The organism is Rhodococcus phenolicus, from assembly GCF_001646785.1.
GTDB lineage: Bacteria > Actinomycetota > Actinomycetes > Mycobacteriales > Mycobacteriaceae > Rhodococcus > Rhodococcus phenolicus.
The window spans coordinates 1-9,360 of sequence record NZ_LRRH01000028.1 but is presented as its reverse complement, the minus strand read 5'-3'; the positions used below and the strand labels follow the sequence as shown (position 1 = coordinate 9,360).

The following is a 9,360-nucleotide window of genomic DNA, read 5'->3' as shown; positions in this document are numbered from 1 at the left end:
CGGTGGTCGCCGCACCCGGTCCACCAGGCCCCGCCGACCGACCGAGGAACCCGCTCCCCAACAACCACCCCACCAGTCCCCACGACATCGTAAAGCCGCAGGTCAAGGCACCGAAACTGGTGACAACAATCACCAAACCGAGACCAATAAATCATCAAAACAACATCAAAAAAGCATAACAACAGATGTAATTTTGGTGACATGAACATCGGCACACACACCAGCATTCCGGTCTCGCCCTCGAGGTCCACCGCGCGCCTCTGCGGGGCGACTGCACCAGCGGGAGTCGGTGCCAACCACGCCGACCTACTCCTGGTCGGCATCCTCGACGAGCGCCACGCCGTCACTGCCGAGGTGACCGAACTCCTCGCCGGATGCACCCCGCACGGCGGATGCCGTCACGCGCTCGACGGGGGAGGTCCCGGCCGTCCGACGGTCGCGCTACAGATCCGCACCCGAGCGTTCGTCGACGAGAACTACCCCGCCCTGGTCCACGTCGAGTGGGACCACGAGAACGGCCGTTGCTGCCGCACGCACTCGACGGCGATGTTCGGAGGGAACTACGCCGCCACCTCCGACTCGCGACTCCCCGAGATCGCCGCCCGCTACGGCTGTCGCCGAGCGAGCGTCCTCCCCATCCACGACCGCATCGAAACACTGAATGCCCGGCCCCGCCCCACACGGCGGGGTCGAGTTGCATCCGGACGAAAACGCCAGGTCAACAGTAGGGAAGAGTGAAATAAGTCACCAAATACGATGCTAAAAATCATCAACGTATCATCGAAAAAGCATCAAAACAGATGTAAACTTGGTGACATGAACAAGAACGAGACGCTCCCAAAGCTCGCCACCGTCGACCCTGCCGCCCTGCTCGCCGACGCCAACATCCGCCACGACCTGCACCTGACCGACGCATTCCGTGAGTCCGTCGCCGAGCAGGGAGTCCTGACCCCTGTCACCGTGTGCCGCACCGCCACCGGTGCCCTGCGCGTGCTCACCGGGCATCGCCGCACCGCTGCCGCCCTCGAGGCCGGCCTGACCGCAATCCCCGCCATGATCGTCGGCGACGAGCGCGACGGCACCGAGGCCGCCGTCGACCGCCTGGTCACCCAATGGAGCGAGAACGAACACCGCGCGCCCATCACCACCGGCGAACGCCTGGCACTGTTCGAGACCCTGGCCGACCACGGACTCGAGCCCGCCAAGATTGCCCGCCGCACCAAAGCTCCCCGCACCGAGGTCGACGCCGCTCTCACCCTGCGCGGAACCGACCAGCGCGACGCCGTGGAACGCGGCGAACTGACCATCGAGCAAGCCGCCGCCATCGCCGAATTCAGCGACGACCCCGCCGCCGTCGGCCGCATCGAATGGGCCATCCGGAGCAGGCGGCTCGACCACGCACTCGCCGACGAACGTCTGCGCCGGACCGAGCGGGCCGAAGCCATCGCCCGCGCCGAGGCTGCCCTCGCCGAGACCGGCATCAACGCCGTCGCGATGGGATCGATGCACGAATGGGTCGACGACAACAGCGCCGTATTCGACCGCGTCACCGACATCGACGGCAACACCCCCACGATCGAAGAAATCGCCGCCGCAGGACATCTCGGCCTCTACGTCGAGAGCCGGTGCGTCTGCTACCACCGCGAGACAGGTGAGGAAGTCGACCCGGACGATCTCGTCGACGAGCTGCCCGACGAGGACGAGCGCGAAGACTGGATGACCCTCCGCGCCCACGTCATCGAGACCGAGGAGACCACCCGTCACTGGCACGTTGTCCGCTGTGGAAGCTCCCCGTGGCGCACCTACTGGGGCAACCGCACCGCCCGCGCCGCCGAGGTGGACGCCGACACCCGCGCCGCTCAGCGCCGCGAGGTGGTCGAGAACAACCGGGCCTGGACGGCCGCGACCGAAGTCCGCCGGACCTGGCTCGCCCAGCAGCTCACCCGCAAGTCCGCACCCAAGGGCACCGCCGCCTTCGTGGCCACAGCCTTGATCCAGTGGCCGCACGTGCCCTCCGCCTACCACGCCCGCGTCCTCACCGAGCAGACGATGCCCACCACCGACACCCTGGCCAAGCTCGCCGCCGCACCGGACGCCCGTGCACTGGTGCTGCTCCGCGCCCACATCCTCACCGCATTCGAATCGCAGCTGAACAAGGAGCACTGGCGCACCCCCACCCCGTTCGCGCAGTTTTACCTGCGCGGCATCGCGGCGCAGGGCTACACGCTCTCGGACATCGAACGCCGCGCTGCCGGACTCGAGCCGCTGGCCGAACAGCAGTAGGCCGCAGACCCCGGTGGGCGGTCCCGCACCGCCCACCGGGTGCACGGCAGGTGCGGTCAGCCGCCGTCCGGGGCATCGAGCCCCGAACGGCGGCTCTCTCCCGCACTACCAGCAGAAACGCACTAAAAACATCAAAAACAAATCAAATACAGTGTCAAAATAGCTACTTTTAGTCACCTGAAAGGCTTCACAAGAAATGATTATTAGGCGACAATGGATCCACACCGCACAGGAGGAGCTCCGAGATGATCGTTTGGACCGCCGCGATGACCGCCCCCGACCTCGCACGCTCCGACTCCGGCTGTGCCTTCACCCGCGCCGCTGCCGCGTCCGCCGCTGCCGAGGCTGCGCGCACGCTCGTGCTCGCCTGCTGTGCGCCCGCCGGTAGCGAAGTGACCGTCACCATCGACGGCCACCTCACCGCCCGGGCCACGGTCGGACTCTCATCGATCGGCCACATCGACCCCACACCTGTCCTCGACATCGCCGATGCCCTCGACGAACGGACCAGCGCATGACCGTCACCTACCTGCACGAGCCCGCACTCGACACCGCCGCAGACGACCCCGCACCCGAATCCGCCGACGTCGAGACCCTGCTGTTGTGCGCCCTACTGTTCGCCGGCCACACCACCGCCGCCGAGATCACGGCACTGCTCGAGGTCGCGGACTTCCACGACCCGCTGCACGCCGAGTTGTTCGAGGCCATGGCAGCCCTGTCCGCCGCTGGCCAACCCCACGACCCGGCGATGGTCCTGACCCACCTCGAGCGCCACGGACTGCTCGCCGGACACCACGGCAGCCGACTGGCCTACGCCCTCACCGGCGCGACCACCGCCGGCGCCGATCCGACCTCTGCCCTCTACTACGCCCACGCCGTCGTCAGCGCCGCCTACCGCCGCAGCTTCCGCAAGGCAGGGGCCGCGATCACCGACGCCGCCGAAACCCTGCCCGAACATGAACTTTTCGAGCACCTGCTCACCATCGGCTACGCACAGCGCGCCGCCACCCGCCGGCTCGACCGGTTCCGCGCCCTCATCGGCGCCGCACCAGCGGTCGGTGTCACCGAGTAGACATGGGAGCGGGGGAGGGGACACCGGAGCCGGGATTTCCTTCACGATCCATCGATCCAACATCACCAACAGGAGGGGACACCATGACCGACCACGACACCGATGACACCAACCCTCGGCCTTCGCTCCGAGAACGGCTCGCCCCCTTCGGCGAGGACGCGGTGAAAGACCATGTGGCGCAGAACATCCGCGCAGCCTGGGCGATGGCAGGGGAGTTCGACATCGAAGATCCCCGCGCGATCATCGATCGACTCGAATCAGGGGCAACGAGAGAGGAACTGCTCGACGCGTTCCGCACCCGCCCCGACGAGGCCCAGTGACCGCCTCGATCGTCGAATCCGAGGGCTACATCCCCGGAACCGACGTCCGGGTCAACCTGCTCGGCATCACCGACGCCCGCGTGCTCGAGAGCGCCGAGGAAACGGCCTTCGCTGCCGCCATGTGGGAGTTCGCCGCCGAGCCGGCCCCGCGCGCATTCACCGGCGAACTCCTGCAGGAGATCCACCGCCGAGGGTTCGACGGGCTGTACTCGTGGGCAGGCCGGTACAAGACCACGCCCACCAGCCAAGGGAACCTGCCGATCACCCACTCAAGCCCCGAGGACACCGCCGCCGACGTCGACGAACTGTTCGCCGACCTCGCCGACGAGAACAACCTCACCGGACTCGAACACGGACCTTTCGTCGCCCGCCTGGCCGACTACTGGGCCCGCATGACCGAGATCCATCCGTTTCCCGACGGAAACTCACGCAGCCAGTACGAACTGTTCCGCCGAGTCGCAGACAACGCCGGATGGGAAATCGACACCGCACGTATAGACCTCGCCGCCCTGTCCGCGGCCCGCTACATCACTGCCGAAAGCGGAGACCCCCGGCTGCTCGCCGATGTCCTCGCCCCCGCCGTCGTTCCGGTCAACGGATTCGAGCCGGCCCCGCCCCGGCCGGGCCGCCCCGTCCTGTCGCTGACCAGCCACATGGCGATCCTGCGCGACTACGACCGCGACCGCAGCGGCCCCTACACCGCCCCGGAGACCTTCAGGGAGGTACCCCGAGCCCAGCAACCACTGCGCGGAGCTCGCCTCGACAACGCGCACGCCCTGGTGCGCCTCGGACTCACCCTCGCCGAACGAACCAACTACAGCGAAGCCCACGACGACGCCGTCCGCCGCATCCTCGACGGCACCTCCACTCTCGCCGCCGAACGCATCGCCGCAGGTCTACCCGCGCCGAACGACCGCTACAAGGACCTGTTCGACCCGCTGGCCGGTAAGAACACCATGCGCTACGACACCGGAGCCCTGGTCAACGCGTTCGACGAACGCGACCCCGTCCGCCTCCACGAGTTCGTGACGTGGGAGCTGGCCCTGCGCGCCGCCGACTACCTCGCCCACCGCGAGATCACCGGCGACGGCAGCGAACTGCACGCCAGCATCGTGCACCGCGAGCTGCACACCGACTTCATGCCGATCATCAGCGACACCGCCGCCTACACCCAGCCGAAGATCCCGGCCGCGACCGCGCAGACGATCGCCGATCCACACAGGCTCGGGCAGCACCTCGCCGCCATCCAGGAAGAGACCGAGGGCGTCCAGTCCGTTGCCGTGCTCCTCGTCGCCGACCAGCTCGCCAACGCAGACCCCGACCGCACCATCGACTGGCGCGTCATCGACCCCGAAGCCCTCCGCGCCGCAAACCACGCCACCAACTTCTACGACAACCCGACCGGGGACGCCGAACCCGATGTCGCACTCGAAGAAGCCATGCGAACCGCAGGCCGCGGCGCATTCGCCGCCGAACTCGAGCGCGCCATCACCACCGAGCTCCCGGCCGAACCGACAGGTATCGGCACCCTGGCCGCGGACCTCCGCTACGAACGGCACTGGGACATGCTCGGCTACCGCAGTCACGCCCTCCGCGAGAACGCCGAGGACCGACATGAGGTGACCGATCCACTCACCACCCCGACCCTGGCCCCGGACGAACCGACCTGGATCAACCACGACGAAGAACTCGCCCTCGAGCTCGCTCACGAGCAATACCAGCGCGAGGTCACCTCCATACTCGACGAGATCGACGCCGAGCAGTGGTCGACTCCGCTGGTCGACCGCGACACCCCGGAGCCGGACCAGCAGGAACAACGCATCGATACCGCACGACAGACGGAACAGACCGAACCGGTCACCGACCGCGAGACCCTGCCGGACCGCTCACCGGGGCGCATCGACGACGAATCCCACAGGCCACCGGAACCGCACCATCGCCCGCCGCAGCCCGACGGCCGGCCACCGGCCGCACACGAGCACCAGCCGCCTACCCAGGATCGGCCCCTCGGCCCCGAGCTCTAGAAGTCGTCCGGCGGCGCACCCGCGCCGCCGGACACGGAATCCCGAAATGGACGGAACAGCGAGAAATGCCGAATAACTTCTGCTTGGTGGTGGCGCCGATAAGACCTCAACCATGATCGGCATCGACGCCGACGGCGCCGAGAGTGGGGGCACCGTAGCCGCCAACAAGCCACGCAAGGACAGGGCCGCGCACGCTTCCCGACGAGACCACCCGCGAAAGGCGTTCATGACCATCGAACCGGTATCTGTGAACACCGAATTCGGCACGATCACGATCAACAACGAGTTGCCCGACACGGTGACCCTCGCCGTCGACGACCAGATCGGCGCACAGCGGGTGCTTGTGCTGCAGATCGACGAGGCATACCAGGTGGTCGACGCCGTGCAGAACGCGATCCGCGACGCACTCACCCGCCCCTCCCCGTCTTTCCAAGTCGGCTAACGCGGCTCGGTCGGGGATGCGAACGCCAGGTGAGCCGACCGCAGTGCAAAGCACAACCGGTCAACGCTCCTGCGTCGTGGAATCGTTGGTCTCGTTCCGGCGCCCGGCGAGGCTGAACGCAGGAACAACACCGGTGACGCTACCGGCCCCGCGCCGAGGTCACGACCACCGAACCCCCGGACGCGGCGGCCCCACATGCGGCGGTACGGCGATCACCGCCCCACACTGTCGACACTCGTAAGTCCGGTGGCCCGTGGCAGCGTCCGACGCCGCGGCCGCGGCGCAGTCGCACGGCGACCACCCCACCAAGGTCCGGTTCGGCCCGAGCTTGTGACCGGCCGGACAGACCTTCGGGGCCCGCTCATACGTCCTCACCTCGGCATTCTCCCAGATGTCGAACACCTGTTCGACTATGATGGTGGCGCGGTAGGCCGGCGGAACGCGAGAACACCGTGTTCGGGAAGCGCCGGCCTACCGATCCAACCAACGCCCCCAGCCTGGGGCGGATCATCGTCGAGTTCAGGGGAATTCCGCCGGCCGAACCCTGACCGCATCAAAGGTGCCGTTCTGCACGTTCGCCGCCACTGGGCGGTTACCGCCGCCCATCCGCAGACGTCGGCACCGGGGTGGAGGGGGTGGACCGCGGAGGGGATGCTCGTCGGTGGCCGGGTGGGTCCGAGGCCCGCGGTGCCCGGACACCGTTTCCCGCTCGGAGGGCGGAGTCGGGCATGAAACATTTGGCGGGCGCTCGACGACAAGACACACAGGACGCCGAACTGTCGGCGTACCCGAGTGCCCGCCACTTCCCGGATCACCCCCGACGATCCAGGAAGTGGTGTGGCCGCGGCCACCCGTCCCCCGCCGTGTGGCTCGTGAGAAGGCCCGAAGCCTCGACCAGAACCCCCCGCCGGTCGATGCTTCGGGCCGGCACGGGGGTGTGTTCACCGCCCGGTGTGGGTCTGCATCGGCGGTGTGTCGACCCCGGATCCGTGCCCGCACCCGGCGATTCCGGCGGACGGAACGGCCACGCACACATAAGCCCCGCTGGTGGGGATGGGGGAACCACCGGCGTGCCCGATGCGTCCAACTGGGTATGGATCCCGAGGACCGTGCAGTGTGGGCGACCGCCGGCCACAACCCGGACGACCCGGATGTCATCGAGTGGTGGCATTGGGTCCGGTGGCAGCTCGAGATGCTCCGCGAGTGAAGGGGGAGTCGGCACGCGCGTGACTCGGCGTCCGGGAATCGATGCCCCCGCCTCAGCGCCTCAGCGCCTCAGCGCCTCAGCGCGCTGCGCCAGCCAGCGAACGGAACGACGCAGTCGCGTGTCCGTGTCCGGCTGCACGTGTTCGAGATCCTCGATGTGGTCGCGCGCCGTCTGCCGGTCGAGATACGCACGGCGACGCCGGTCCTCGTAGGCAGTGAGCTCGGCCCGGAGCTCGGCCCGGAGCTCGGCGCTGTGGTTCCGAGCAGTTCGAAGAAGGTGGCGAGTGTGAACGTGCGCATCACCCCGTGCCGCGTCCAGTAGACCCCGACTCGCTCGATGCCGTGCACGTCGTCGAAGTCGAGCAGTGTGTAGCCGGCCAGCTGATAGACCTCGGACCGGGTGATCGTGGTCGCACCGTGTGTGGATTTGAAATCGAGAAGCAGACCGTCGACGAGAAGGTCGGCATCGGCGCCGCCGACGAGAGCGGACCCGGAGAAGCTCATCCCGGCGGATGCCCGCACGGCACCTGCTCGCAACGGGCCCAGGCCGACGTTCGCCAGGCGCACCTGATCGTGGATCTGGTCGACGACGAACCACGGCACGTGGTCGCGAGCCGCATCGAGCTCGACGACCTTCCCTCCGTCGATCAGCTCGTTCTCGAGCGATGCGGGCAGCTCGATCCCGTCGGCGGCGAAGGGCTCGGCCTCGGCGAGGACCGCGGTGGTCGCGGCCGTCAGCTCGGCAAGGAGTCCTGCGGAGTCGTGATGACTACTGGACAGGGCGAGGTAACCCTGTTGTGCGGAGGGCGGGACGAGGTTGGTGCTGGTGAATGCGAGCCTCAGACGGAAGTCGATGGCAGTCCCGATCAGACCCCAGTCGGGCCGTGTGCCGGTATGACTCGATTTCGTCTTCACGGCCGGCCGGTGTACACCGTCCCGGACGGCGGTGACCGCGCCGGAGTTGGGTATCGAGCGGTGTGCGAACCCCGACGGCCCCTCCCTCGAAGCGGAGGTTATCCGACGTTGATTGCAGACACGGGTATTCAACAGATACTGACGGCTGCCACCTGGGGTGGCGATTTTCGGTCGATCATGTCGGCAAACAACCGATTCTCGACAGATTGTGGTGGAGGCTGAGAGGCGACCGTGCGGCCTAACCGGCGCCGCAGGGTGGATGGGGTGGTGAACCATGGGCGGGTCGGAATCGGTGGACAGGACCGCCCTCGTCGGTGAACTCGAGCGCGTCCGCGTGCGGCTTCACCAACTACTCGCGGACGCCTCGGATGAGTCATTGAGGCGCCGGTCGGCCGGGACGCGGTGGACAAATGAGCAGCTGCTGTTTCACATGGTCTTCGGATGCATGGTCGTGCAGGCGCTGTTGCCGCTGGTGCGGGTGGTCAGCCGACTCCCCATTGGAATCGGCCGGGGGTTCGCCCGGATCCTCGATGCCGGAACGCGGCCCTTCGACGTCGTGAACTACTACGGTTCCTGCGCTGCGGCACTGGTGTTCAACCGGAGTCGGATGGGTGCGAAACTCGACCGGGTAGTCGGATCCCTGATCCACCGGATGCAACGCGAATCGGACGAGGACCTGCGGCGAGGCATGCCGTTCCCGGTCCGGTGGGATCCGTTCTTCACCGGCTTCATGACGCTCGGCGAGCTGTATCGGTACCCAACCCAGCACTTCGACTTCCACGAAAAGCAGCTCACCCTCGATCCGCCCTGCTGACTGCCGAGGCGACGCCTACCGCGGCCCGCTACCCTCGACTGCACCCGTGCCGGCGTCGCCGACCGGCAGGCGCTCGGGCACAGGACACCCCGACCCGACGTTCTTCCTCACCGAAGGGCGGATCGAACCCACCAGCTATCAGGATCTGACCAGATGCTCTCGATGCCGCCCTCCACTGACACCGACCTCGACCCCACCCGCACGGGCGGTGAGGCAGGTGATTCGGCCCCGTTCGCGCGGTCGCTGCCGTGGCTACTGCTGATCGGCGGGGGTAAGTCCCGGGG

General features: G+C 67.6%; 9 protein-coding genes. 8 read left to right on the top strand and 1 reads right to left on the bottom strand.

All coding sequences use genetic code 11. The annotated features are described in order from the left end of the window. Positions 1 to 201: 201 nt before the first annotated feature. From A8G15_RS08845 to A8G15_RS08815, 7 genes are all read left to right on the top strand, one after another. Positions 202 to 738: a hypothetical protein gene (locus A8G15_RS08845; RefSeq protein ID WP_068158083.1), complete on the top strand. Its 537-nt coding sequence runs from the start codon at positions 202 to 204 to the stop codon at positions 736 to 738. 78 nt (positions 739 to 816) lie between these two features. Beyond that, positions 817 to 2,283, top strand: coding sequence for a ParB/RepB/Spo0J family partition protein (locus A8G15_RS08840; RefSeq protein WP_068158080.1), 1,467 nt, complete (start codon positions 817 to 819; stop codon positions 2,281 to 2,283). Positions 2,284 to 2,528: 245 nt separating this feature from the next. Then, positions 2,529 to 2,801 (top strand): hypothetical protein, encoded by a 273-nt coding sequence (locus A8G15_RS08835; protein WP_068158077.1) that lies wholly within the window; start codon positions 2,529 to 2,531, stop codon positions 2,799 to 2,801. Continuing rightward, complete coding sequence (locus A8G15_RS08830; RefSeq protein WP_068158069.1) at positions 2,798 to 3,355, top strand: DnaB-like helicase N-terminal domain-containing protein; 558 nt, start codon at positions 2,798 to 2,800, stop codon at positions 3,353 to 3,355. Before A8G15_RS08835 ends, A8G15_RS08830 begins: the two co-directional genes overlap by 4 nt. An 83-nt stretch (positions 3,356 to 3,438) precedes the next feature. Continuing rightward, a complete protein-coding gene (locus A8G15_RS08825; RefSeq protein WP_068158067.1) occupies positions 3,439 to 3,675 on the top strand; it encodes a hypothetical protein in 237 nt (78 codons plus the stop codon). After that, positions 3,672 to 5,699 (top strand): Fic/DOC family protein, encoded by a 2,028-nt coding sequence (locus tag A8G15_RS08820; RefSeq protein WP_068158064.1) that lies wholly within the window; start codon positions 3,672 to 3,674, stop codon positions 5,697 to 5,699. The genes A8G15_RS08825 and A8G15_RS08820 overlap by 4 nt, the downstream gene beginning before the upstream one ends. Positions 5,700 to 5,811: 112 nt before the next feature. Next, positions 5,812 to 6,141, top strand: coding sequence for a hypothetical protein (locus tag A8G15_RS08815; protein ID WP_068158062.1), 330 nt, complete (start codon positions 5,812 to 5,814; stop codon positions 6,139 to 6,141). 1,275 nt (positions 6,142 to 7,416) lie between these two features. On the opposite strand, the gene A8G15_RS08810 is transcribed toward A8G15_RS08815, so the two are convergent. Next, the gene (locus tag A8G15_RS08810) at positions 7,417 to 8,262 is read right to left on the bottom strand and encodes a hypothetical protein (RefSeq protein ID WP_068158056.1); all 846 of its coding nucleotides are present in this window, start codon (positions 8,260 to 8,262) and stop codon (positions 7,417 to 7,419) included. Positions 8,263 to 8,536: 274 nt separating this feature from the next. On the opposite strand from A8G15_RS08810, the gene A8G15_RS08805 reads away from it, so the two are divergent. After that, entirely contained in the window at positions 8,537 to 9,076 is a 540-nt protein-coding gene (locus A8G15_RS08805) for a DinB family protein (protein WP_068158052.1), read from the top strand. The last annotated feature ends 284 nt before the right edge of the window (positions 9,077 to 9,360 follow it).

Coding starts and splice junctions, on each gene's coding strand:
- A8G15_RS08845 (WP_068158083.1), top strand. CDS start 202: ATGAACATCGGCACACACACCAGCATTCCGGTCTCGCCCTCGAGGTCC.
- A8G15_RS08840 (WP_068158080.1), top strand. CDS start 817: ATGAACAAGAACGAGACGCTCCCAAAGCTCGCCACCGTCGACCCTGCC.
- A8G15_RS08835 (WP_068158077.1), top strand. CDS start 2,529: ATGATCGTTTGGACCGCCGCGATGACCGCCCCCGACCTCGCACGCTCC.
- A8G15_RS08830 (WP_068158069.1), top strand. CDS start 2,798: ATGACCGTCACCTACCTGCACGAGCCCGCACTCGACACCGCCGCAGAC.
- A8G15_RS08825 (WP_068158067.1), top strand. CDS start 3,439: ATGACCGACCACGACACCGATGACACCAACCCTCGGCCTTCGCTCCGA.
- A8G15_RS08815 (WP_068158062.1), top strand. CDS start 5,812: ATGATCGGCATCGACGCCGACGGCGCCGAGAGTGGGGGCACCGTAGCC.
- A8G15_RS08805 (WP_068158052.1), top strand. CDS start 8,537: ATGGGCGGGTCGGAATCGGTGGACAGGACCGCCCTCGTCGGTGAACTC.